Source organism: Kitasatospora sp. NPDC043950 (genome assembly GCF_056435345.1).
Window position 1 is genome coordinate 89,849 of sequence record NZ_JBWKER010000003.1, and the last position, 24,193, is coordinate 114,041.

A 24,193-nucleotide genomic window follows, 5' to 3' on the forward strand; every position below is an offset into this window, starting at 1 on the left:
TCTCGTTGCCCGCTCCGCATTGAAGTCGCAGGTCACAGGCCCGTGCCGACTGCCGCGGCAGCCCCGCCGAGCGCGTAGCAGGGCGGGGCGGGCCGGTTGCCGGTTGCCGGGCGCGCGCAGTCAGGTCCGGCCGGGTGGGGGTCAGGCGTCGTTCTGGCTCGACAGGCAGAAGTCCTTGTCGGCGGCGTGTTCGGTCAGGTACCCGGCGGTGATGAGGGCGGCGACGTCGTACGTGCCCGGGATGTCGCCCGGCTTCAGGGCCGGGTCGAGCCACTGCTGGAGTCCGTTGCCCGGCTGGGAGAACGCGCCCGCGATGTGCCCCTGCTGGACGTTGAACGGCCTCTGCACCTCGAAGCAGTGGTAGTTGTCCTCGCCCCCGTTGAGGGAGTCCGGCGGAAGGGCGCGCTGGGAGAACAGCGTGCCGCCGGGGGCGAGGAACGAGCCGTAGGCGCTGTTCCCGAAGCGGTCCAGCTTCTGGTGCTCCGTCATGCTCTGTACGGCCATGTCGAGGGTGCCGTTGTTGTCGGTGAAGCCGTTGTGGTCCGGGTACTTCCACCCCCTCCAGTCCCGGTACCAGTCCAGGAAGCGCACCGGCGTCACTCCGCCCAGCCGGTCGTAGCCCGCCAGCAGCTTGGTCAGCACGGAGTCCGTCGGCAGGGTGACCGGGCCGAGTTCCTTCCGGGTGCAGAGGTAGTTCTCGGCGCCGGTATCGCGGACCTTGGGGACGCCCTCGCACTCCGTGATCGGCACCGCCCGGGAGGCGGGGGACTGCGCGGCGGCGGTGCCGGTGGCGGCCAGCCCCGTCAGGGGTAGGGCGATCGCCAGCGAGAGGGCGGCGAGAGTGGGGGTGCGCATGGGCGGGCGGCTCCGTTCGGGGTGCGGGGCGTGGAGGGGTGGGACTGGGCGGGTTGCGGCCGTCGGCTCGTACGGCGGACCGTGTGGCCGCCGGACCCGCGCACAGTTACGCACGGCGATTTGCCTTCGTGCGCGCACAAGATGTCCGACGCCGCTGGTGCCCACCCGTTCGGCCGATGCCGCTGACGGATGCTCGGCTCGCGGGAGCCGGACCCGTCCCGTCCGCTCCCTCGCCCTCATCCAGCCCTCCGCCTTCACCGGGGTAGCGCTTGTCAGACGACCGCACGCGCCTTGGTGTCGGCTGTCACGCTTCGGCACATGCGGAGCCTTTCCGGTGGTGCCGTAGCATCCGGATGGCAAAAACGCACACCTGTCAGCGGGGGAGAGTACTGCACTTGTTCAAGAGATCGACGGCCGTGCCGGCCGGGGCGGGCGCACGGGCGGCCTGCGCGGCCGTGCTGATGGTGTCGGGTGCCCTGGTGCTCGGCTCATGCTCGTCCGTGGGGTCGCCGGGCGGAGGGCGGGAAACGCCGGGCGGAGGACGGGAAACGCCGAGCGAGCCCACACGTGTCGAGTCCCGGGAGGAGGCGCTGGCCCGGACGGATCGGGTCCAGGGCCACGTGCGCGAGCTGACGGGCCTCGAGCGGGATCCGTGGAGCAAGCTCATCGGCTACTACAGGTGCCCGGGGCGGGGATTGGGTGTGGCCGACGAGGGCGAGGCCTACCAGCTCAGCTCGGGGATCCTGCTCAAGGCCACGGACGACCAGCGCCCCGAGGTGCTGCGGGCGCTGCGGGAGAAGCTGGCGGGCGAGGGCTTCAAGATCACCTCGTCGGCGTCCGGTGCGGACGCTCAGTCCACCCCGCCCACCTGGGAGTTCGATGCCGTCCACGAGTCCGACGGCTACACCGTTTCGGCGGGCGCGTCGAAGCCCGGCCAGGGTGTGAGTGTGATGGTCGTCCTGCCCTGCCAGGCCCCGCCGTCCGCCGGTGCGGCTTCGCCCGCTCCGACGGCCACCACCTGAGGTCGGCGCGTCGGTCACGTCAACTACGCTACTGGAAAAGGTAGTTGGCGTCAGTCCCGGCACGTCGACTCGTGGCGGCGGGACGCCCCGGCGTGGGTGCGCCGGGGCGTCCGGTCAGGCGTCGGTGCGGCTCGTCGCGGTCAGCGGGGCGTACAGCTCGGGGCGGCGGGTGCGCAGGAGGCCGAACTCCCGCCAGTCCCGGCACTGGTCGAGGTCGAGGTCGGCGACGAGGACGGCGGGCCGGTCGCGCGGGGCGCGGAGCAGGATCCGGCCGTACGGGTCGGAGATGAACGACGAGCCGTAGAAGGTGGACCGGCCCTCCGTCCCGATCCGGTTGGGCACGATCATGAACAGCGCGTTGGCGAGGCCGTTGGCGCTGATGGCGTGCTCCCACATGGGCCGGGTGTCGAAGTCCGGGAGGTCCACCTCGGAGCCGATGGCGGTGGGGTGGACGAGGACTTCGGCGCCGCCGAGCGCGTAGGCGCGGGCGAGTTCGGGGAACCACTCGTCCCAGCAGGTGGGGAAGCCGAAGGCGGCGCCCTGGTGGGCCAGGACGGGGAACCCGCTGTCGCCGGGGCGGAAGCACAGGTCCTCGCGGTAGCCGGGGAAGGCCGGGATGTGGTTCTTCCGGGTTCTGGCGACGAGGGTGCCGTCGCGGTCCACGCAGACGGCCGTGTTGTAGCCGAGGCCGCCGTCCTCGGCGCGCTCGTACAGGGAGGCGTGGACGCTGATGCCGAGTTCGGCGGCGAGTTCGGCGGCGAGGCGGGTGGTGGGCCCCGTCTCGACGTCCTCCAGGTGGCGGGCGGCGCCCTCCCCCATCGGGTCGTCGGTGTTGCAGAAGTAGGGACTGCGGGTCAGCTCGGGCAGGCACACCATCGTCGCGCCCTGCGCGGCGGCGAGTGCCACGCCCTCGCGCAGCCGGGCGTCGTGCTCGGCCGGGTCGGTGTGCCAGCGCATCTGCACGAGCCCGACGCGCAGCGGCGCGCGTTCGGCCGGCCTGGTGCGGCCGGGGGAGCCGAGCGGGGAGCCGAAGGAGGTGAGGACGGCGTACGAGGTCACGGGCGGACCGTCCTCGTCTGCCGGCGGGACGTCCGGCAGGTGCGGGAGGCGGGGCCTCCGGCGGCCGTGCGGCCGGTGGTGGTGGACGTGGTCATGGGTGTTCCTTCTGTTCTCTGGTGCCGACGCGGCCCTGCGGTATAACTGAAAGTTCAGTCAGCTTTGCTGGCGTGGTGAAGAATCTAGCCATGCCGGAACGTTCCGGCAAGGGGGTGGCCTGCGAATGGTGGGCGGTTACGCGGTTACGCGGTTACGCGGCTGCGCGGTGACCGGCGTCGGGCAGGGCTCGGCGCGGCGGAAACCCGATGGCGCAACGCGCGTGCGGGCCTCTGGACTTACTAGGACGTCCAACTATATGGTCGACGGCAGGTCCGCGGTGTCAGGGAAGCCGGTGTGAGTCCGGCACGGTCCCGCCACTGTGACCGGGGAGTTCGTCCTCGCAGACGAAGGCCACTGGCAGCCAGCCGGGAAGGCCTGGGGGCGTGCGGTGATCCGGGAGTCAGGATACCGGCCGCGGGTGTTCCGTGTTTTCCACGAGGATGGAGACGACACGCATGACTCCGGGCTGCTCCCGCTCCACTGCCGCTCCTGGTCGTCCCGTGCCGACGGCCGCCGGGGCCCCGACGCCCTGACGTTCCGTTCCGCCGCCGCACGCCCGTGCCGCGGGGCGCACCACCGTGTGCCCGCCGACCCGCGGCGGCCTCCGATCCTCCTCCTCTCCCCACCCTGTCGAGAGAAGGAACCCGATGGTCCGAGAACTGACCCACTTCGTCGCCGGCAAGCCCACCGCCGGCACCTCCGGTCGCTTCGGCGACGTGTACGACCCCAACACCGGCCGGGTGCAGGCCCGGGTGCCGCTGGCCAGCCGGGCCGAGGTCGAGGCGGTGATCGCCGACGCCGCGCAGGCTCAGCCCGGGTGGGCCGCGTGGAACCCGCAGCGGCGGGCCCGCGTCCTGCTGCGCTTCCTCCAACTCGTCGAGCAGGAGAAGGACGAGCTGGCCCGGCTGCTGTCCGCCGAGCACGGCAAGACCGTGGCCGATGCCCACGGGGACATCCAGCGCGGCCTGGAGGTCGTGGAGTTCGCCGCCGGCATCCCGCACCTGCTGAAGGGCGAGTTCAGCGACAACGCGGGCACCGGCATCGACGTGTACTCGATGCGCCAGCCGCTCGGCGTGGTCGCGGGCATCACGCCGTTCAACTTCCCGGTGATGATCCCGCTCTGGAAGGCCGCACCCGCCCTCGCCTGCGGCAACGCCTTCGTCCTCAAGCCCTCGGAACGCGACCCCTCGGTGCCGCTGCGCCTCGCCGAACTGCTCCTGGAGGCCGGGCTGCCGCCGGGCGTGCTGAACGTGGTCAACGGCGGCAAGGAGGCCGTGGACACCCTGCTGGAGGACCCGCGGGTGCAGGCGGTCGGGTTCGTCGGCTCCACGCCGATCGCCCAGTACGTCTACGCCACCGCCGCCGCGCACGGGAAGCGGGCGCAGTGCTTCGGCGGTGCCAAGAACCACCTGGTCGTGATGCCGGACGCCGACCTCGACCAGGCCGCGGACGCGCTGATCGGCGCCGGCTACGGCTCGGCCGGCGAGCGCTGCATGGCGATCTCGGTGGCCGTCCCGGTGGGGGAGGAGACCGCCGACGCCCTGGTGGCCAAACTGGTCGAGCGGATCGCCGCGTTGAAGGTCGGGCGCTCGGACGACCCGGCGGCGGACTTCGGCCCGCTGGTCGGCGCCGACGCGCTGGAGCGGGTCCGTGGCTACCTGGACCTCGGGGTCGAGGAGGGCGCCGAACTCGTGGTCGACGGGCGGGACTTCCGGCTGGAGGGGCACGAGGGCGGCTACTTCCTCGGCGCCTCGCTGTTCGACCGCGTGACTCCCGACATGCGGATCTACCGGGAGGAGATCTTCGGCCCCGTCCTGACCGTGCTCCGCGCCGCCGACTACGAGGAGGCGCTGCGCCTGCCCAGCGAGCACGAGTTCGGCAACGGCGTGGCCGTCTACACCCGGGACGGCGACACGGCGCGGGACTTCGCGCGCCGGGTGAACACCGGCATGGTCGGCGTCAACGTGCCGATCCCCGTGCCGGTCGCGTACCACACCTTCGGCGGCTGGAAGCGCTCCGGGTTCGGCGACCTCAACCAGCACGGGCCGGACTCGATCCGCTTCTACACCCGCACCCGCACCGTCACCTCGCGCTGGCCCTCCGGGGTCAAGGAGGGCGCGAGCTTCACCATCCCGACGATGGGCTGAGGGCGCCGTGCACGACCTCACAGAGGACCAGCTCGCCATCGCGGCGACCACCCGGGCCTTCGCCCGCGAACACCTGGCGCCGAACGCGGTCGCGTGGGACCAGGCCAAGCACTTCCCGGTGGACGTGCTGCGCAAGGCGGCGGACGTCGGCCTGGCCGGTGTCTACGTCCGCGAGGAGTCCGGCGGCTCCGGACTCACCCGCGCCGACGGCGTGCTCGTGTTCGAGGCGCTGGCCACCGGCTGCCCGTCCATCGCCGCCTACCTGTCCATCCACAACATGGTCGCCTGGATGATCGACCGTTACGGCGACGACGCCCAGCGCGCCCGGTGGCTGCCGGGCCTCAGCGCCATGGCGACCCCCGCCAGCTACTGCCTCACCGAGCCCGGCGCGGGCTCGGACGCGGCGGCACTGACCACCCGCGCCCGCCGGGACGGGGACCACTGGGTCCTCGACGGCGTCAAGCAGTTCATCTCGGGCGCCGGCGTCTCCCGGGTCTACCTGGTGATGGCCCGCACCGGCGGGCCGGGGGCCGGCGGGGTGTCCGCGTTCGTCGTCGAACGCGACGACGCCGGCGTCTCGTTCGGGCCCGACGAGAAGAAGATGGGGTGGAACGCCCAGCCCACCCGCCAGGTGCGGCTGGACGGCGTCCGGCTCCCGGCCGACCGCCTCCTCGGAGCCGAGGGCGAGGGCTTCCGGATCGCCATGAACGGGCTGAACGGCGGCCGGCTCGGCATCGCCGCCTGCTCCCTCGGCGGAGCGCAGGACGCCCTGGAGCGGGCCACCGGCTATCTGGCGGACCGCGAGGCGTTCGGCGCCCGGCTCCTGCACGCCCAGGCGCTGCAGTTCCGGCTCGCCGACATGGCCACCGAGCTGGAGGCGGCCAGGTCGCTGCTCTGGCGGGCTGCCTCGGCCCTGGACCGGGGGGACCCCAGGGCGCCGGAACTGTGCGCGATGGCCAAGCGGCACGCCACCGACACCGGCTTCGAGGTGGCCAACCAGGCGCTCCAACTGCACGGCGGCTACGGCTACCTGGCCGAGTACGGCATCGAGAAGATCGTCCGCGACCTGCGGGTGCACCAGATCCTGGAAGGAACCAACGAGATCATGCGCGTCATCGTCGCCCGCGGCCTGATCGGGGCCGCGTGATGGCCGGGACCGACCTCGACGAGGTCCTGGTCCACCGCGAGGGCCGGGCGGGCCTGATCGTCCTCAACCGCCCCGCAGCCCTGAACGCCCTCACCCACGGCATGGTGCGGAGGATCTCCGAAGCGCTGGACGCGTGGGAGGAGGACGAGCGGGTCGCGACCGTGGTCATCACCGGCGCCGGTGAGCGGGCCTTCTGCGCCGGCGGCGACATCGTCGCCATCCACCGCGCCGCCACCGGCGCGGACCCGGGCGCCGTCGAGGAGTTCTGGCGCGACGAGTACCGCCTCAACGCCCGCATCGCCCGCTACCCCAAGCCCTACGTCGCGCTCATGAGCGGCATCGTGATGGGCGGCGGGGTCGGGGTCTCCGCCCACGGCAGCGTCCGGATCGTCACCGAGACCACGCGCATCGCCATGCCCGAGGCCGGCATCGGCTTCGTCCCGGACGTCGGCGGCACCTACCTGCTCGCCCTCGCACCCGGCGAGTCGGGTACCCACCTCGCCTTGACCGCGGGCTCCGTCGGCGCCGCGGACGCGCTGCTCTGCGGCCTCGCCGACCACTTCGTCCCGGCCGAGCGGCTGCCCGCGCTGCTGGACGACCTGGCCGAACTCCCCCTGCACGACGCCCTCGAACGGAACGTCGGGCCCGCACCGGCCGGCGTGCTGGACGGCCGGCGGGCGTGGATCGACCGCTGCTACGGGGCCGACACCGTGGAGGAGATCCTCGACCGCCTGCGGGACAGCGGCGAACCGGAGGCCAAGGAGGCCGCGGACCGGATCGCCGCCAACTCGCCCGCCGCCGTGAAGGCCACCCTGGCGGCGCTGCGCCGGGCCCGCACCCTCGGTCCGCTGGAGGCGGTGCTCGACCAGGAGTACCGGACCTCCTGCGCGGCGCTCTCCACACCGGACCTGGCCGAGGGGATCCGCGCCCAGGTCATCGACAAGGACCGTTCCCCGCAGTGGAACCCGTCGACGCTGAGCGCCGTCGGGCCCGCCGCGGTGGCCCGCTACTTCGCCCCGCTCGGCGACCGGGAACTCGGCCTGGCCCCCACCACACCCCTGGAGCGCTGGTGACCCACCGCAACGGAGTCATCGGATTCATCGGCCTCGGCAACATGGGCGGCCCGATGGCCGCCAACCTCGCCGAGGCCGGGCACACCGTGACCGGCTACGACCTGGCACCCGAGGCGCTGCGGAGGGCGGAGGAGGGCGGCGTCCGTCCGGCGCGGTCCGCGACCGAGGCGGTGCGGGAGGCCGACGTCGTCATCAGCATGCTGCCGGCCGGCCGGCACGTGCTGGCCGCCTACGCGGACCTGCTGCCCGCCGCCCGCCCGGGAACGCTCTTCGTCGACTGCTCCACGATCGACGTCGCGGACGCCCGGGCGGCGCACGACCTGGCCGTGACCGCCGGGCACCGGGCGGTGGACGCGCCGGTCTCCGGCGGGGTGGTCGGTGCCACGGCCGCGAGCCTCACCTTCATGGTCGGAGCCGCCGAGCCGGACTTCGAGGCGGCTCGACCGGTGCTGGAGGCGATGGGCCGCAAGGTCGTGCACTGCGGATCCCCCGGAGCGGGGCAGGCCGCGAAGATCTGCAACAACATGATCCTGGGCATCTCGATGATCGCGGTCAGCGAGGCCTTCGTGCTCGGAGAGAGCCTCGGGCTCAGCCACCAGGCCCTCTACGACGTCGCCTCGACCGCCTCCGGCCAGTGCTGGGCGCTCACCACCAACTGCCCCGTCCCCGGGCCGGTGCCGACCAGCCCGGCCAACCGCGACTACGCGGCCGGGTTCGCCGCCGCCCTGATGGCCAAGGACCTCGGACTCGCCGCCGGGGCCGCCGACGCCGCGGGCCTGCCCACGGACCTCGGACGCAGGGCGGCACAGCTGTACGCGGACTTCGCTCAGGCCGACGGGGGCGCCGGCCTGGACTTCTCGGCGATCATCACCACCCTGCGGGAGGACGGCAAGTGACCGGCTACGAGACGATCCTGGTCGAGCGCAAGGGCCGGGTGGGGCTGATCACGCTCGACCGGCCCAAGGCGCTGAACGCGCTCAACACCCTGCTGATGAACGAAGTCGTGCAGGCAGCAACGGAGTTCGACCGTGACCCGGAGATCGGCGCGCTGGTGATCACCGGCTCCGAGAAGGCCTTCGCGGCCGGCGCCGACATCAAGGAGATGCAGTCGCTCGACTTCGTCGACGCCTACCTCGGCGACTGGTTCGCCGCCTGGGACCGCTTCGCCGCGCTGCGCAAGCCGGTGGTGGCGGCGGTGGCGGGCTACGCGCTGGGCGGCGGCTGCGAGCTGGCGATGCTGTGCGACGTCCTCCTGGCGGCGGACACCGCGAAGTTCGGGCAGCCGGAGATCAAGCTCGGCGTGATCCCCGGCATCGGCGGCTCGCAGCGGCTGACCCGGGCGGTCGGCAAGGCGAAGGCGATGGAACTCTGTCTGACCGGCCGGATGATGGGCGCCGAGGAGGCCGAGCGGGCCGGCCTGGTCTCCCGCATCGTCCCGGCGGGCCAACTGCTGGCCGAGGCCCTGGCGGTGGCCGGGACGATCGCGGCGATGTCCACCCCGGCGGCCGTCATGCTCAAGGAGAGCGTCAACCGCTCGTACGAGACCACGCTCGCCGAGGGCGTGCGCTTCGAACGGCGACTGTTCCACGCCACCTTCGCCACGGCGGACCAGAAGGAGGGCATGGCGGCCTTCGCCGAGAAGCGCCCACCGGAGTTCCTTCACCGCTGACGGTCCGAGCGGTTCGCGGCGCGATGTGGCGCGATGCGGCGGACGATCCCTTGACCGGGACTTCTCCGTCTCGCCATGATGGGCCGTCATGTTGTGACTCCGCCGCTGGGGGAAGTCCGGTTCGAATCCGGCGCTGACCCGCAACGGTAGGCCGCCGATCCGATGTCGGCGGCGAGCCCGAGTACCCGGCGGCGGAGGTGTGTCGTCCCCTCCTCCCGTCGTGGTCTGCGGGCCGGAGCTCCGAGGGCTGCCCGGCTTGTTGCCGCCGTCCTCCGGGCCCCTGCGTGCGGGCCCGGAAAGGCCCACCGTGTCCTCGTTCCGACGCCCCCTGCGCCTCTTCGCGATACCCGCGCTCGCCCTCGCCACCGTCCTCCCGGCGGCCGCTGCCGCCCACGCGGCACCTGCCGCCGCGACTTCGTCCCCGACGGTCCGCCCCGACGCCGCCGCGGGCGGCTGGCTCGCCCGCCAACTCGTCGACGGCGACCACTTCGAGTCCGTCTTCAACGGGACCGCCTACCCCGACCAGGGCCTGACCATCGACGCCGTGCTGGCTTTCGCCGCCTCGCACAGCTCCGACCAGGCCGCTGCGAAGGCCACCGCCTGGCTGGCCAAGCCCGAGGTCATCAGCGGCTACCTCGGCGACGGCATCACCGAGGCCTACGCGGGCGCGACCGCCAAGCTGCTGCTCGCCGTCGAGGTGCGCGGCGGGAACCCGACGGCCTTCGGCGGCGTCGACCTGCCGGCCCGCCTGCGCTCGCTCCAGACCGCCGAGGGCCGGTTCTCCGACCGCTCGCAGTGGGGCGACTACAGCAACGCCTTCGGCCAGTCCCTGGCCGTGATCGCCCTGCACCGCACGGCCGGTGGGGCCCCGGCGACGGCCGTCGACTTCCTCGCCAACAGCCAGTGCGCGGACGGCGGGTACCCGGTCGCCTTCGGCCAGGCCACCTGCGCCAGCGACCCGGACGCCACCGCGCTCGCCGCCCAGGCCCTCGCCGCGACCGGCCGCACCGCCAAGGCCGACGCCGGACTCGGCTGGCTGACCGCCCACCAGAACGCCGACGGCGGCTTCTCGGCCGCCGGGGCCGCCGCGTCCAACGCCAACACCACCGGCCTCGCCACGCAAGCGCTGCTGGCCGGCGGACGCTTCGGGGCCGGCCTCAAGGGCTGGAGCAGCCTGGTCAAGCTCCAGCAGGGCTGCGCCACGGACCCGGGCGTGCGCGGGGCGGTCGCCTACGACGCGACCGGCTTCAACCCGGCCACCGGCGCCCGGGCCACGGCGCAGGCCGTCCTCGGCCTCGCGGGCACCCCGCTGGCCACCCTCTCCGCCGCCGGTGCCCGCCCGGACGCGCCCGTGCCGGCCTGCCCGGCGACCACCCGCTGACCCCGCGAGGAGAGCTCCGATGACCGACACCATGGCGCCCGCGCGCCTGGCCCGCCGCACCCTCGGGTCGATCGCCGCCGCCGCTGCCCTCACCGCCGGACTGCTCGGCGCCTCCGTCGTCCAGGCCCCGCAGGCGCGGGCCGCCGCCTGCGACGGCACCACCGGCGTCACCGTCGTGGTCGACTTCACCGCCGTCGGCGGTGGCATCCAGACCGGCTGCGCACCCGGCGACCCGGCCAGCGGCCTGGCCGCGCTGACCGGCGCCGGGTTCGCGTACACCTTCCACCCGCGCTACCCGGGCTTCGTCTGCACCATCAACGCCCTGCCGACGACCTGCACCAACCCCACCGGCAGCGCCTACTGGTCGTACTGGCACGCCCAGCACGGCGGCCCCTGGTCGTACAGCAACCTCGGCGCGGGCAGCTACAACCCGGCGCCCGGCGACGTCGAGGGCTGGTCCTTCGGCGCCGGCGCCCAGCCGGGCGTCACCGCGCCCTGACCTCCGGAGACACCCCGGTGCCCCGGCCCCTCCGGAAGGGGGCCGGGGCACCGCGTACCCGTGGCTCAGCTGCCGTGAGATGCCCTCCGGTGGCGGACGAAGCGCTCGACCAGCAGTACGGTGGCGACGGCCGCCACGGTGAACAGCAGCGTGTTGGCCACGATGCCGCCCGTGGCCAGCCAACCGGGTTCCTCGCCGTTAGGCAGCGTGGTGTCGGTGAACAGCCCGCCGATGCCGGTCAGCACCCCTCGTGCGAGGTAGACGGCGGCCAGCGCAGCAAGGCCGACGGGAAGGGTGAGGACGATCGACGCGAGGTAGTAACGCCCGTTCTCCGTCAGCCCGCCCAGGACGGCCAGCCCGCCGACCAAGGCCACATGGCCGCCCGCCACCCATCTGGAAACACCCGTCGGCATCCGTTCCCCCCGTCCTGTCGGTCCGGCGGCGGATCCGTCGGGCCATCGTGGTTCTGTCCCGCCGGAGGGGAGGCGATCCGTGGTCGGCTCCCCTCCGGCGCAGTGCGGTCAGCTGCCGTAGCGCAGCGAGACGGTGTCGCCGAGGTGGACCGTGGTGGCCCGGGTGGCGCCGGTGGCGGTGGTGCCGTCCAGGCTGACCTGCCAGGTGGAGGAGCCGCTGTTGGCCGTGCCGTTGATCGCGGTGACGGTGTCGCCGCCGGTGGACGGGGCGACCGAGGTGACGCAGCCGCTCGGGGCGGCGCCGGCGGCCGCGTCGAGGACGTTGCCGAGGGTCGCGGTGGTGCCGGTCGGGGTGAGGGTGGCGGCGCAGACCTTGAGCGCGCCGGTGCCGTCGTCGATGACCAGCGCGAGCTTGGCGGCGGTGCCGGGGACGAAGGCGGTGGCGGCGGCCCAGGCGGGCTCGCCGGTGGTGGTCGGGGTCGGCGGGGTGGCGGTGAAGCCGGCGCCGGCGACGGCGCGCAGGCCGTCGACGGAGGCGTAGGGGGAGGGGGTGGTGTCGGTGGGCAGGTACTTGAAGCCGCCGCCGGGCTTGAACTGCTGGGCGATCAGGAAGTCGACGGGGCTCTTGCCGGTGCCGCTGGTGAAGTCGGCGCCCTGGGGGTTGATGCCGCAGGCGCTGAGGCCGGAGACGGCCCAGCCGTTGGAGTCGGTGTTGACGCCGAACATGGCGTTGAAGGCGCCGGAGGCGGTGAGCTTGCCCTTGAGGAAGTTCTTGGCGGCGGCGATCGCCGGGTCGGTGGCGGCGACGCCCCCGGTGCAGAGCGAGGCCATGGCGGCGCCGGTCATGTCGATGTCGCTGCCCTGGGCGAGGGCGTTCGGGTCGCCCGCGGCCTTGCTGAAGTTCCAGCCGCCATCGTTGTGCTGGTTGGCGCGCACCGCCGTGACGGAGGCGTCGAGCAGCGGCTGCGGGACGCGAGGGCTGCCGGCCTGGGTTTTGGCGCCCGCGAGGGCGAGGAGGCCGAAGACGGTGCCGTTGAAGTTGGCGGACGGGCCGTAGTAGCCGGGTTCGGCGGTCTGCCAGTAGGCGGCGAGGTCGGCGACGAGGTTGCGGCCCGGGCCGACCCGGGCGGGGTCGATGCCGGCGGCGTAGGCGTTGAGGATGCCGCGCTCGTAGTCCGTGACGACCGGCGAGGCGCTCGGCCAGCCGGGGGCGGCGAGCTGGCCGCGGTAGACCAGGCGGGCGTTCTTGGTGGGGTCGCCGCCGGGGGTGACGTCCGCGGCGGCCGTGCCGGCGGCCGAGAGTGCGCTGAACGCCCACTCGTTGGAGAGCCCGCCGCCGGTGACGTAGCTGCCGTCGGCGGCCTGGAGCGACTTCAGGTAGGTGACGCCGGTGCTCTTCGAGGTGGCTATCTGGGTCGGGCTGGCCGTCGCGTGGGCGGGGACGGCGGAGAGCAGGAGCGCGCCGGCCGTCAGGGCGACGGTGACGGCGGAGGCGGCGCGGGAAGGTGTGGTCCGCGAGGGGGCGAGGAGGGACACGGGACAGGCTCCTTGGGGTGGCGGGCGCCGACCCTGCCCCGGAGTTCCGGCGTCCGTTCGAGGGCGCGCGACGGCCGGAGCGGTCGCCGCCCGGATCGCGTGGGCCGGCTTTCGCCATGGTGCGTGGCCGGGCGGGCATCCGGGCTCGGGGCAGCACGATCGCCACCCCACACCGCTGCGCGTCAGCCCCGGATTCGCACCGGGTTCCCCCGCTCGGCCACCGCGGACGCTACCGCACGGCGCACCGGCCGACGAGGTGATGTGATCGACATGACGGACCGTTGACTCCCGTTCGGCCGTCGTGGTCTGATGAACCGATTTTTTGCCCTCGGCATTCAGGGGAAGCCGGTCCAACTCCGGCGCTGACCCGCAACCGTGGACCCACCTGTGGTGGGTGAGCCGGAATGCCTGGACCGGGGGCCCTGTTCACAGAGCACTTGCGTCGTCGCGGACTACGACGCGGTCCGGACGGTCCCTGCCCAGGGGACCGTCGGCTGCGCCGTTGCGTCCCACGTCGACCGACCAGGGAGTCGTCGTGAGGGTCAGCAGCAGTCGCACACGTCACAGGAACCGGGACCTCGCCTCCTTGGTGGTCGCCGGTGCTGTCGCGGTCGCCGCCTGCGGAAGCGTCCTGTTCGGGCGCCCCGGCACCGCGGCCGCCGACCCGATCGAGCGGTGCACGGCGACGACGGGCGCGATCGTCGCCGTCGACTTCACGCACTGGGGCGGCGGTGTCGTCCGGGGCTGCGACGCCCACCCCACGACCGGGATGAACCTGCTGCACGCCGCCGGCTTCACCACCGCCGGAACCGAGCACGACGGACCCGCCTTCATCTGCCGACTCGGAACCGGGACCTTCAACAGCGGCACCCAGTACCCGACGCCGGCCGAGGAACCCTGCGTCAACACCCCGCAGGCCACCGCGTACTGGTCGTACTGGATCGCCGAACCCGGCCAACAGGCCTGGTCCTACAGCCGGTTCGGCGCCGGGACGCAGAAGCCCAAGCCCGGCGAGGTCGAGGCCTGGGTGTACGGCGGCACCGACATCGGCGGCACCAGCGGGGCACCGGGCTTCACGCCGGACTCCGTCCGGGCGAAGAGCGGTGGTTCGCCGGCTTCGCCGTCCGCCTCGCCGTCGCCCTCGGCGACCCTGACCCCGACTCCGACCTCGACCCCGACTCCGACCGGGCCGTCCGCCGCCGGTGACCCGGCGGCCGCCGCGGCCTGGCTGGCCCGCCAACTCGTCGGCGGCGACCACATGGAGAACTGGGCCGTCGAGGGGCCGGACTACCCCCGGACCGCCCTCACCGCCATCGCCCTCGCCGCCGCCGGCACGCAGGACCCGGCGCTGCGCAGGACGGTCGCCTTCCTCTCCGCTCACACCGACGCCTTCCTCCACCCCGACGGACCGGCCGGCCGGCCCGATGCGAGGGCCGCCGCACTGCTGGCCCTCGTCGCCGAGAGCACCGGTGGCGATCCCCGGGCCTTCGGCGGCCGGGACCTGATCGCCGCGCTCACCGGCCATGTCTGCACGGCGGCGGGGGAGAACGGCAAGTGCACCGCCGCCGGGGACTTCCTCGGCGCGGCCTCGCCCTGGGTTCAGTCCCTCGGCGTCATCGCCCTCCAGCGCGCCGGCGTCACGCCACCCGCCCCGGCGCTCGCCCGCTTCACGGCGCTCCAGTGCGCCGACGGCGGGGTGGCCGGATCGATGATCGTCGCTGGCGACCACTGCGAGTCCGACCCGCTCACCACCGGCCTCGCGGTCCTCGCCCTGCGTACGGCGCCCGGGTACGAGACGGCCGCGAGGAAGGCTTCGGACCAGCTCGCGGCCGGACAGCAGGCCGACGGATCCCTCCTCCCGTACCTCGGCGCCCCCGGCGACACCATCAGCACCGCGAGCGCGGCCCAGGCGTTCAAGGCCACCGGACAGGACACCCGCCGGGCCGCCGCCACGGCCTGGCTCGCCGCCCGGCAGGGCACGGACGGCGGCTTCGGCCCCGACGCGTCGACCACCGACCCGGACCCGGCGGCCACCGAGCAGGCGATCCTGGCCCTGACCGGCACCGACCTCACCAGCGTCCGACACAACCCGGACGCCACCACCCCGCCGACGACACCCGCCAGCACGCCGCCGACCTCGCCCGCGACCACGCCGCCTGCCGGGAGAGCCCCCGACGCCGCCAAGGGCAGCGCCTACCTCACCGACCCGTCCCGCCTGATCAACGGCCGCTACTACGAGGGCTTCCCGGCCTTCGCCGACTTCGGCCTCACCATCGACGGCGCCTACGCCCTCGCGGCCACCGGCACCGACGACGCCGCGCTGCGCAGGATCGTCGACTTCCTGGACCAGCCGGGCAAGGACGCCGGCGAGCGCACCGTCAACGACTGGACCGGCATCGGCACCGAGTACGCAGGCGGCGGCTCGATCGGAAAGGAGGCGCTGCTCGCCGAGGTGGTCGGCCGCAACCCGCGCGCCTTCGGCGGCCACGACCTGATCGCCGCCCTGGCCGCCCTCGTGTGTATCAAGGCCGACCAGAACACCGGCTGCGCGGCGCCCGGCAACTACACCTACGCGACCTCGGTGTTCTCCCAGGCGCTCGGCATCATGGCCCAGCTCCGGGCCGGGGACTCGACGAACGCGGCTCCCGCGATCGCCTACCTGAAGGGCCTCCAGCACCAGGACGGCTCGTGGCCGAGCCTGATCCCCGCCACCGGTGACTCCGACGTGGACAGCACGGCGATGGCCGTCATGGCCCTCGCCCTCGTGCCGGGCGACGAAGCCGCGCGGGCCGTCGACCAGGGCCTCGGCTGGCTCGCCGCGCGGCAGCTGCCCGACGGCGGCTTCCCGGGAGCGGCCGGCGACTCGACCAACTCGGCCGCGCTCGCCATCCAGGGCATGACACTGCGCCAGTCCACGTACGGCGCCCAGATCGCCAAGGCGCGCGACTTCCTGTCGGGCCAGCAGAACGGCGACGGCGGGTTCAACGTGGCCTCCGCCGGGCAGCCGGGATCGGACGTCCGCGCGTCCACGCAGGTGCTCGGCGGTGCCACCGGGATCTCGTTCGGCACGCTGTTCCGGGAGCTCGGGGGAACGTCGACGCCGACGCCCACTCCGACTTCCACCGGGACGGCGACCCCGACGGCGACCCCGACGGGTTCGCCGACCAGCACCCCGACCGGCACGCCCACGGGCACACCGACCGGCACACCTACGAACATTCCCACGAACACGCCGGGCCCGACGGGCTTGCCCGCCACGGCTGGGCCCTCGGACACCGCCGCTCCCTCGACCGGCGACGGTTCGGCCACCTGGTCGGCCGGCGGCATCGACGCCCCGGCCGATGGCAGGGGCGCGCCCGCCGGTGGCGTGGCGGCGCAGACCGGCTCCGGCAGCCTGGCCGGGACCGGAACCCAGGCCCTGACGCTGACGGCGGGTGCGGGCGTGCTGACCGCGCTCGGCGCGGCGGCCGTCCTCGTCGCCCGGCGCCGCACCGCGGCCGCCCCGGGGCGTCACCGGTGAGCCGGGGACTCGGCGGTCGGCTCGGCCGGCTGTCCGGGGCGGCGGCCCTGACCTTCGCCCTCGCGTTCGGTGGCGTCGCCGTGGGCACCGCCCCGGCGTCCGCGGCGCCGCTGCCGATCGACCAGTGCACCACCGCCTCCGGCGTGGTGCTCGCCGTGGACTTCAGCAAGTGGGGCGGCCCGCTGCTGCGTTCCTGCGGGACCACCCCGACCACCGGCTTCACCCTGCTCAACCAGGGCGGCTGGAAGACCACCGGGACCGGCCACGACGGTCCGGCGTTCATCTGCCGGATCGGCTACAGCGGCTTCCAGGGCGGTAAGCAGTTCCCGGCCCCGGACCAGGAGAAGTGCGTCCTGACGCCCCCGGCCACGGCCTACTGGTCGTACTGGCACGCCGATCCGGGCCAGAACGAGTGGTCCTACAGCCAGCTCGGCGCGATGAGCTACCAGCCGAAGCCCGGCAGCGTCGACCTCTGGATCTTCGGTGGCACCAACGTCGAGGGCACCGAGGGGCGGCCGGGCTTCTCGCCGGACAGCGTTCGCGCCCACAACTCCAGCCCCGGCGGGCAGCCCGCCGACCCCGGTCAGGGCACCACGGGCGGCTCCGGCGATTCCAGCGTCTCCGGCGGCGGGTCGACGGGTGCCACGGGTACGACCGGCGGCAGCGGCAGCGGCACCGGTTCGAGCGACGGAACCGGCGGAACCGGCGGAACCGGCGGCACCGGCGGTACCGGAAACGCAAGCGGAACCGGCAGCACCGGCACCGCCGGTGGCACCGGATCGGGCCGGGCCCCGGCCCCCGCCAAGCCCCCGGCGGGCGGAGCCCGTCCGCCCGCGCCCGCCACTACCCCGGGGCCCGGCGCCGCCGCCACCCCCGAGGACGGCATCACTCCGCCCGGAGCGCCCGAGCCGACGCCCGTGCCCGCCACACCGGTGCCGGTCGAGCCGTCCACCGCGCCGCCGACGGACACCCCGAGCGATCAGCCGACCCCGCAGACGGTCGAGGCCGCGGCCGCGCCGACGTCGACCTCCGCCGTGCCCGGCGGCGTGGTGGACGCCAATCCGGTGGCCGACGCCCCGCACGACTCCGGGTCGATGGCCCCCGCCGTCATCGCGACCGCCCTCGTGGGGGCGCTGGGCGCGGCCACCGTGGTCGTCGCGCGACGGCGCCGCCGCCGGGCCGAGTGATCCGGTGACCATGCCCGACAAACCCGACGCCGGCCCCCCGAAGCCCACCCCGAAGCCGAAGCCCACCCCCGGACGGGACGCCGGGAGCCGGCGCAGCCCCCGGAACCTGCACCCGCTGGCCTGGTGGACCTGGGCGCTCGCCCTGGCGACGGCGGCCAGCCGCACCACCAACCCGCTGCTGCTCCTGCTCGTCCTCGCCGTGCTCGGCTACGTGGTCACCGCCCGCCGGACCGAGGCCCCGTGGGCGCGCGGGTTCACCTACTACCTGTGGCTGGCTCTGACCGTGGTGGCGATCCGGGTGGTGTTCCGGTGCGTCTTCGCCACCGGCATCACCCCGCACGACCACCTGCTCTTCTCGCTCCCGCACCTGCCCACCCCCGCCTGGTACGCGGGCATCCAGATCGGCGGGCCGGTCTCCCTGGAGGCGACCCTCTCCGCCGCCTTCGACGGGCTGCGCCTGGCCTGCCTGATCTGCTGCATCGGCGCCGCCAACACCCTCGCCAACCCCAAGCGCGCCCTGCGCGTCCTGCCCGGCGCCCTGTACGAGCTGGGCGTCGCCGTGACGGTGTCGCTCAGCGTCGCCCCGCAGCTGGTGCAGAGCGTCCAACGCGTCGCCCGGGCACGGCGGTTGCGCGCCGGGCAGCGGAAGGGCATCCGCGCGCTGCGCGGCATCGTCGTCCCGGTGCTGGAGGACGCGCTGGAGCGTTCGCTGCACCTGGCCGCCGCGATGGACTCGCGCGGCTACGGCCGCTCCGGCACCGCGACCCGCCGCTCCCGCCGCATCACCGGCGCCCTGATGCTGCTCGGCATGTGCGGCCTGTGCGCCGGGGTGTACGGGCTCCTGGACGGAACCGCCCCCGCTGCCCTGGGACTTCCCGCCTTCCTCGCGGGCGCCCTGCTCTGCGTGGCGGGGCTGATCCTCGGCGGCCGGCGCGTACGGCGCACCACCTACCGGCCGGACCGCTGGCGGGCCGCCGAGTGGGGCGTCGCGGGCTGCGGGGTGACCGCCGCCGTCCTGCTGTTCGCCACCGTCGGCTACGCCGCCACCGATCTCAACCCCTCGCTCTACCCGCTCAGTTGGCCGAGCCTGCCGCTCGTCCCGGTGCTCGCCCTGCTGCTGGCCGGCGCCGCCGGGGTCATCGCGCCTCCGCCCGGACGTACCCCGGAGCCCGGACGTACCCCGGAGCCCGCCGCCGGGACCCGCCGCACCGGCGCCGACCGCACGACCCCCGAGGTGAGCACGTGATCCGATTCGACCAGGTCGGCGTGGTGTACGACGGCGAGACCGCCCCCGTCCTGCGCGACGTCGACCTGCACATCCCGGAGGGCGAGCTCTGCCTGGTGGTCGGCCGCACCGGCGTCGGCAAGTCGACCCTGCTCGGCGCCGTCAACGGCCTCGTGCCGCACTTCACCGGCGGCACCCTGCGCGGCCGGGTGACCGTGGACGGCCGGGACACCGCGCACCACCCCCCTCGCGAACTGGCCGACGTGGTCGGCGTGGTGGGGCAGGACCCGCTGGCCGGCTTCACCACCGACACGGTGGAGGAGGAACTGGCCTACGTCATGGAGCAGTTGGCCGTCCCGCCGGAGGTGATGCGCAAGCGTGTCGAGGAGACCCTCGACCTGCTCGGCCTCGCCGACCTGCGCCACCGCGCCCTGCACGATCTCTCCGGCGGCCAGCAACAGCGCGTCGCCATCGGCTCGGTGCTCACCGCGCACCCGCGCGTCCTGGTCCTGGACGAACCGACCTCGGCGCTCGACCCGACCGCCGCCGAGGAGGTGCTCGCGGCCATCACCCGTCTGGTCCACGACCTCGGCGTCACCGTCCTGCTCGCCGAACACCGCCTGGAGCGGGTCGTCCAGTACGCCGACCGCGTCGCCTACCTGCCCGGCGACGGCACGGTCGTGCACGGGCCGCCCGCCGAGGTCTTCCGGCGCACCGCGATCGCGCCGCCGGTCGTCGACCTCGGGCGGCTGGCCGGGTGGCGGCCGCTGCCGCTCTCCGTCCGGGACGCCCGGCGCGCCGCCGCCCCGCTGCGGGAGCGGCTGAACGACGTGCCCGTTCCTCCGCCGCGCCGGGCAGCGGTGGCGGGGGAACGGGTGCTGGACGCCCGAGGGGTGGTCGTCCGGTACGGGCCGGTGGCCGCCGTCCGGGAGGTCGGGCTGGACCTGCGGGCCGGTGAGGTCACGGCGCTGATGGGGCGCAACGGCTCGGGCAAGTCCTCGCTCCTGTGGGCCCTCCAGGGCTCGGGCCCGCGACAGGGCGGCAGCGTGCAGGTCCTCGGAGCCGACGGCGGGCCGGCCGCGGACCCCAAGCGGCTCTCCGCGACCAGGGCCCGGCAGCTCGTCGGGCTCGTCCCGCAGACCCCGACCGACCTGCTGTACCTGGAGACGGTCGCCCAGGAACTCGCCCAGAGCGACCTGGAGGCCCGCCGCGCAGCCGGCTCGACCGTCGCCGGCCCGACCACAGCCGGCCCGACCGCGAGGCAGATCCTCGACCGGCTCGCCCCCGGGATCCCCGACGGCACCCACCCCCGGGACCTCTCCGAGGGCCAGAAGCTGGCCCTGGTCCTGGCGATCCAACTGGCCGCCGCGCCACGGGTGGTGCTGCTGGACGAACCCACCCGAGGGCTCGACTACCACGGGAAGGAAGCGCTCACCGGCATCGTGGACGCCCTCGCCGCCGAAGGCCGTACGGTCGTCGTCTCCACCCACGACGTCGAGTTCGTCGCCGCCGCCGCCGACCGGGTGGTGGTGATGGCCGAGGGCGAGATCGTCGCCGACGGCCCCACCGCCGAGGTCATCGTCGCCTCGCCCACCTTCGCCCCCCAGACCGCCAAGATCCTCGCCCCGCTGCCCTACCTGACCACCCGACAGGTCGCCGCCGCCCTCGCGCCCGCGCAGGCCGCCCGGTGAGCGCCGTCCGGATCCCCGGCCGGGCCCGCGTCGTCGCGGCCCTGGCCGCCTTCATCGGCCTGGTCGCCTTCACCTGGCCGTTCGTCGTCGCCCCCGGAAAGTTCGGCTCCTCCTACGCCCCGCCGCTGATCTTCGGCGCCCTGCTGGCCCTGGTGCTCGCCGTCGTCATCGCGGAGATCGCGGCCGGCGGCATCGACGCCAAGGCCCTCGCCATGCTCGGCGTCCTGTCCGCCGTCAACGCCGGGCTGCGCCCGCTCGGCGCCGGCACCGCAGGAGTGGAGACGGTCTTCTTCGTCCTCGTCCTGGCCGGCCGGGTCTTCGGCCCGGGCTTCGGCTTCACCCTCGGCTGCACCTCGCTGTTCGCCTCCGCGCTGCTCACCGGCGGCGTCGGCCCCTGGATGCCGTACCAGATGTTCGGCTGCGCGTTCGTCGGCATGCTCGCCGGGCTCCTGCCGAGAACCCGGCGGCGGCGCTGGGAGGTCCCGATGCTGGCCGCGTACGGGGCGTTCTCCGGGTACCTCTTCGGCTTCCTCCTCAACCTCTCCTTCTGGCCGTTCTCCACCGACCCGAACAGTTCCATCGCCTACCTGCCGGGGCTGCCCTTCACCGAGCAGTGGCACCGCTACCTGCTCTTCGACCTCGCCACCTCGCTCGGCTGGGACACCGGCCGTGCCGTCACCACCTTCACCGCCGTGCTCGTCGTCGGCCCGGCCGTCCTCACCGTCTTCCGCCGCGCGGCCCGCCGCGCCAACTTCGAGCCCATGGTGCGCTTCGAGGCCCCGGACGGTCGACGAGTCACCGCGAACGGCTCCGCCATCGGCTCCGCGAGCGGCGAGGGAGTCTCACCATGCGGACGGCTTCCGTGAATTCCGCGTCGGCCCCGGCGGTTTGCCCCTAAGCTGGCGACGCAGCTGGTTCGTCCTGCCCGCCAGGCAGGACGTCGCAAGAGGGAACCCGGTGGGAATCCGGGACTGCCCCGCAGCGGTGAGTGGGAACGACCGCCGTCATACGCACTGGACCCGGGACGGGTCTGGGAAGCGATGGCCAGTAGGTACCGGACGCCAACAGGCCCGGTGCGCCCACGAGTCCGAAGACCTGCCCGTTGCCCGCCCGCGGACCGTTCCGCGTGCGGATATCCCGGTGACCTCGTGGGCGGGTCGGCGACCATACCAGGCGGATCGGGCACACGCGTCGACGTGAGCCGCCGCCCGGTTCGTCATCCCTTCGCGCTCTCGTCCCGTCCCCGGGCACTTGAGGAGCCAGACTCGCGAAGGAGAGTCCCTTGACCACGAAGTCCGCAGCCGCGGCAACCAGGGCCACCGTGTACGGCTACCCCCGGCAGGGCCAGGGCCGGGAGCTGAAGAAGGCCATCGAGGGCTACTGGAAGGGCACGGTCACCGCCGACGCCCTGCGGGAGACGGCGGTCGGCCTGCGCCGGGAGAACTGGGCGCAGCTCGCCCAGGCCGGGGCCTCGGAAGTGCCCACCGGCGACTTCTCGCTCTACGACCACGTACTGGACACCACGGTCGCCGTCGGCGCGATCCCGGCCCGCCACCGGGCGGCCGTCGAGGCGGACGCGCTGGACGGCTACTTCGCCATGGCGCGCGGCACCCAGGAGGTCGCGCCGCTGGAGATGACCAAGTGGTTCGACACCAACTACCACTACCTGGTGCCCGAACTCGGCCCGGACACCGTCTTCACCGCGGACCCGGCCAAGGCCGTCGGGGAGTTCCGGGAGGCGCTGGCGCTCGGCCACACCGCACGCCCCGTGCTGGTCGGCCCCCTCACCTACCTGCTGCTCGCCAAGCCCGCCCCCGGTGTCGCCGAGGACTTCCAGCCGATCACCCTGCTGGACCGGCTGCTGCCCGTCTACGCGCAGCTGCTGGCGGACCTGAAGGCGGCCGGCGCCGAGTGGGTGCAGCTGGACGAGCCCGCGCTGGTGCAGGACCGCACCCCGGCCGAGCTGAACGCCGCCGCCCGCGCCTACCGTGAGCTGGGCGGCCTGGCGGACCGTCCGAAGCTGCTGGTCGCGAGCTACTTCGACCGCCTGGGTGAGGCCCTGCCGGTGCTGGCCAAGGCCCCGGTCGAGGGCCTGGCGCTGGACTTCACGGGGCCCGCCGCGGCGAACCTGGATGATCTGGCCGCCGTCGGCGGGCTGCCCGGCAAGCGGCTGGTCGCCGGGGTGGTCGACGGGCGCAACATCTGGATCAACGACCTGGAGAAGTCGCTGGCCACCCTGGCGACCCTGCTGGGCCTCGCCGAGCGGGTCGACGTCGCGCCGTCCTGCTCCCTCCTGCACGTGCCGTTGGACGCCGCCGCCGAACGCGACGTCGACCCGCAGATCCTGCGCTGGCTCGCCTTCGCCAAGCAGAAGGCCAGGGAGGTGGCGCTGCTGGCCCGGGGCCTGCGCGAGGGCACGGGGGCGATCGCCGCCGACCTGGCCGCCAACCGCGCCGACCTCGCCTCGCGCGCCAACTCGCCGATCACCCACGATCCGGCGGTGCGCGCCCGTACCGCCGCCGTCACCGCCGACGACGCCCGCCGCGCCCAGGCCTACCCGCAGCGGGCCGAGGCCCAGCGCGCCCGGCTCGGCCTGCCACTGCTGCCGACCACCACCATCGGCTCGTTCCCGCAGACCTCCGAACTGCGGGTCGCGCGGGCCGATCTCACGGCGGGCCGGATCGACGCCCCGGCCTACCGCGAGCGCATCGAGGCGGAGGTCCGGGAGGTCATCGCCTTCCAGGAGAAGGCCGGACTGGACGTCCTGGTGCACGGCGAGCCCGAGCGCAACGACATGGTCCAGTACTTCGCCGAACAGCTCACCGGCTACCTCGCCACCCGGCACGGCTGGGTGCAGTCCTACGGCACCCGGTACGTGCGCCCGCCGGTCCTGGCCGGGGACATCTCCCGCCCGCACCCGATGACCGTCGACTGGTTCGGCTACGCGCAGGGCCTGACCGACCGCCCGGTCAAGGGCATGCTCACCGGCCCCGTCACGATGCTCGCCTGGTCCTTCGTCCGCGACGACCAGCCGCTCGGCGACACCGCCCGCCAGGTCGCCCTCGCCCTGCGCGACGAGGTCACGGACCTGGAGGCCGCCGGCGCGGCCGTCGTCCAGGTCGACGAGCCGGCCCTGCGCGAGACCCTGCCGCTGCGCGCCGCCGACCGCCCGGCGTACCTGGCGTGGGCGACCGAGTCCTTCCGCCTCGCCACCTCCGGGGTGCGGGCCGACACCCAGGTCCACACCCACATGTGCTACGCCGAGTTCGGCGCGATCATGACGGCGATCGACGAACTCGACGCGGACGTCATCTCGCTGGAGGCCACCCGCTCGCACATGGAGGTCGCCGGCGAACTCGCCGGGGCCGGCTACCCGCGCGAGGTCGGCCCGGGCGTCTGGGACATCCACTCCCCGCGCGTCCCGAGCACCGACGAGGCCATCGCCCTGCTGCGCGCGGGCCTCGCGGCCATCCCCGCCGAGCGGCTCTGGGTCAACCCCGACTGCGGCCTGAAGACCCGCGGCTGGACGGAGACCCGCGCCTCGCTCGACAGCCTCGTCGGCGCCGCCCGCCACCTGCGCGCGGAGCTCGCCGGCTGACCCCCCGGTGACGCGCCCCGGCCGGGCCCCGCACACCGTGCGGCGCCCGGCCGGGTGGGCCCGGGACCGTCCCCG

General features: G+C 74.2%; 18 protein-coding genes and 4 riboswitches. Of the genes, 14 read left to right on the forward strand and 4 right to left on the reverse strand.

Features of this window, described 5'->3' with window-relative positions:
- Positions 1-141: 141 nt before the first annotated feature.
- On the reverse strand, positions 142-855 hold the full coding sequence (locus tag AC07BF_RS02645; protein ID WP_478332828.1) for a TNT domain-containing protein: 714 nt from the start codon (positions 853-855) through the stop codon (positions 142-144).
- A 701-nt stretch (positions 856-1,556) separates the two neighbouring features.
- Here AC07BF_RS02645 and AC07BF_RS02650 point away from each other — a divergent pair.
- Positions 1,557-1,877 (forward strand): hypothetical protein, encoded by a 321-nt coding sequence (locus tag AC07BF_RS02650; RefSeq protein WP_363630054.1) that lies wholly within the window; start codon positions 1,557-1,559, stop codon positions 1,875-1,877.
- A gap of 114 nt (positions 1,878-1,991) precedes the next feature.
- On the opposite strand, the gene AC07BF_RS02655 is transcribed toward AC07BF_RS02650, so the two are convergent.
- A complete protein-coding gene (locus AC07BF_RS02655) occupies positions 1,992-2,936 on the reverse strand; it encodes a nitrilase-related carbon-nitrogen hydrolase (RefSeq protein ID WP_363583474.1) in 945 nt (314 codons plus the stop codon).
- A 354-nt stretch (positions 2,937-3,290) separates the two neighbouring features.
- A riboswitch (cobalamin riboswitch) is annotated at positions 3,291-3,463 on the forward strand.
- A gap of 216 nt (positions 3,464-3,679) precedes the next feature.
- Here AC07BF_RS02655 and AC07BF_RS02660 point away from each other — a divergent pair.
- The 7 genes from AC07BF_RS02660 to AC07BF_RS02690 all read left to right on the forward strand — a co-directional run bounded on the left by AC07BF_RS02660 (position 3,680) and on the right by AC07BF_RS02690 (position 10,948).
- A complete protein-coding gene (locus tag AC07BF_RS02660; protein WP_363630056.1) occupies positions 3,680-5,179 on the forward strand; it encodes a CoA-acylating methylmalonate-semialdehyde dehydrogenase in 1,500 nt (499 codons plus the stop codon).
- A 7-nt stretch (positions 5,180-5,186) separates the two neighbouring features.
- Entirely contained in the window at positions 5,187-6,326 is a 1,140-nt protein-coding gene (locus AC07BF_RS02665) for an acyl-CoA dehydrogenase family protein (protein WP_363630058.1), read from the forward strand.
- Entirely contained in the window at positions 6,326-7,399 is a 1,074-nt protein-coding gene (locus tag AC07BF_RS02670) for an enoyl-CoA hydratase/isomerase family protein (protein ID WP_478332829.1), read from the forward strand. Before AC07BF_RS02665 ends, AC07BF_RS02670 begins: the two co-directional genes overlap by 1 nt.
- Positions 7,396-8,295 (forward strand): 3-hydroxyisobutyrate dehydrogenase, encoded by a 900-nt coding sequence (mmsB, locus tag AC07BF_RS02675; protein WP_478332830.1) that lies wholly within the window; start codon positions 7,396-7,398, stop codon positions 8,293-8,295. The genes AC07BF_RS02670 and mmsB overlap by 4 nt, the downstream gene beginning before the upstream one ends.
- Positions 8,292-9,068: an enoyl-CoA hydratase gene (locus AC07BF_RS02680; protein WP_478332831.1), complete on the forward strand. Its 777-nt coding sequence runs from the start codon at positions 8,292-8,294 to the stop codon at positions 9,066-9,068. The genes mmsB and AC07BF_RS02680 overlap by 4 nt, the downstream gene beginning before the upstream one ends.
- A gap of 86 nt (positions 9,069-9,154) precedes the next feature.
- Positions 9,155-9,275, forward strand: a riboswitch (cobalamin riboswitch).
- Between the two features lie 100 nt (positions 9,276-9,375).
- On the forward strand, positions 9,376-10,449 hold the full coding sequence (locus AC07BF_RS02685) for a peptidase (RefSeq protein ID WP_363583484.1): 1,074 nt from the start codon (positions 9,376-9,378) through the stop codon (positions 10,447-10,449).
- Between the two features lie 19 nt (positions 10,450-10,468).
- The gene (locus AC07BF_RS02690) at positions 10,469-10,948 is read left to right on the forward strand and encodes a flagellar hook-length control protein FliK (protein WP_478332832.1); all 480 of its coding nucleotides are present in this window, start codon (positions 10,469-10,471) and stop codon (positions 10,946-10,948) included.
- 65 nt (positions 10,949-11,013) lie between these two features.
- Here the strand turns inward: AC07BF_RS02690 and AC07BF_RS02695 are convergent, their stop codons facing one another.
- Positions 11,014-11,337, reverse strand: a complete 324-nt coding sequence (locus tag AC07BF_RS02695) for a hypothetical protein (RefSeq protein WP_363583488.1) — start codon at positions 11,335-11,337, stop codon at positions 11,014-11,016.
- Between the two features lie 132 nt (positions 11,338-11,469).
- A complete protein-coding gene (locus AC07BF_RS02700; protein WP_478332833.1) occupies positions 11,470-12,897 on the reverse strand; it encodes a prenyltransferase/squalene oxidase repeat-containing protein in 1,428 nt (475 codons plus the stop codon).
- A gap of 133 nt (positions 12,898-13,030) precedes the next feature.
- A riboswitch (cobalamin riboswitch) is annotated at positions 13,031-13,107 on the reverse strand.
- Between the two features lie 325 nt (positions 13,108-13,432).
- On the opposite strand from AC07BF_RS02700, the gene AC07BF_RS02705 reads away from it, so the two are divergent.
- The 6 genes from AC07BF_RS02705 to metE all read left to right on the forward strand — a co-directional run bounded on the left by AC07BF_RS02705 (position 13,433) and on the right by metE (position 24,118).
- Positions 13,433-16,417 carry a prenyltransferase/squalene oxidase repeat-containing protein gene (locus AC07BF_RS02705; RefSeq protein ID WP_478332834.1) on the forward strand — a complete coding sequence of 995 codons (2,985 nt, stop codon included), beginning with the start codon at positions 13,433-13,435 and terminating at the stop codon, positions 16,415-16,417.
- On the forward strand, positions 16,414-17,604 hold the full coding sequence (locus AC07BF_RS02710; RefSeq protein ID WP_363583494.1) for a hypothetical protein: 1,191 nt from the start codon (positions 16,414-16,416) through the stop codon (positions 17,602-17,604). The genes AC07BF_RS02705 and AC07BF_RS02710 overlap by 4 nt, the downstream gene beginning before the upstream one ends.
- Before the next feature lie 10 nt (positions 17,605-17,614).
- Positions 17,615-18,850, forward strand: coding sequence for a CbiQ family ECF transporter T component (locus AC07BF_RS02715; protein ID WP_478317233.1), 1,236 nt, complete (start codon positions 17,615-17,617; stop codon positions 18,848-18,850).
- Entirely contained in the window at positions 18,847-20,520 is a 1,674-nt protein-coding gene (locus tag AC07BF_RS02720; protein WP_400808275.1) for an ABC transporter ATP-binding protein, read from the forward strand. Before AC07BF_RS02715 ends, AC07BF_RS02720 begins: the two co-directional genes overlap by 4 nt.
- Positions 20,517-21,386: an ECF transporter S component gene (locus AC07BF_RS02725; RefSeq protein ID WP_478332835.1), complete on the forward strand. Its 870-nt coding sequence runs from the start codon at positions 20,517-20,519 to the stop codon at positions 21,384-21,386. Before AC07BF_RS02720 ends, AC07BF_RS02725 begins: the two co-directional genes overlap by 4 nt.
- A 42-nt stretch (positions 21,387-21,428) precedes the next feature.
- Positions 21,429-21,625, forward strand: a riboswitch (cobalamin riboswitch).
- A 177-nt stretch (positions 21,626-21,802) separates the two neighbouring features.
- Positions 21,803-24,118, forward strand: a complete 2,316-nt coding sequence (gene metE / locus AC07BF_RS02730; RefSeq protein ID WP_478332836.1) for a 5-methyltetrahydropteroyltriglutamate--homocysteine S-methyltransferase — start codon at positions 21,803-21,805, stop codon at positions 24,116-24,118.
- The last annotated feature ends 75 nt before the right edge of the window (positions 24,119-24,193 follow it).

What these genes read in the sequence shown, in the direction of transcription:
- AC07BF_RS02715 (WP_478317233.1), top strand. Translation starts at nt 17,615, where the DNA reads ATGCCCGACAAACCCGACGCCGGCCCCCCGAAGCCCACCCCGAAGCCG.
- AC07BF_RS02670 (WP_478332829.1), top strand. Translation starts at nt 6,326, where the DNA reads ATGGCCGGGACCGACCTCGACGAGGTCCTGGTCCACCGCGAGGGCCGG.
- AC07BF_RS02660 (WP_363630056.1), top strand. Translation starts at nt 3,680, where the DNA reads ATGGTCCGAGAACTGACCCACTTCGTCGCCGGCAAGCCCACCGCCGGC.
- AC07BF_RS02645 (WP_478332828.1), bottom strand. Translation starts at nt 855, where the DNA reads ATGCGCACCCCCACTCTCGCCGCCCTCTCGCTGGCGATCGCCCTACCC.
- AC07BF_RS02690 (WP_478332832.1), top strand. Translation starts at nt 10,469, where the DNA reads ATGACCGACACCATGGCGCCCGCGCGCCTGGCCCGCCGCACCCTCGGG.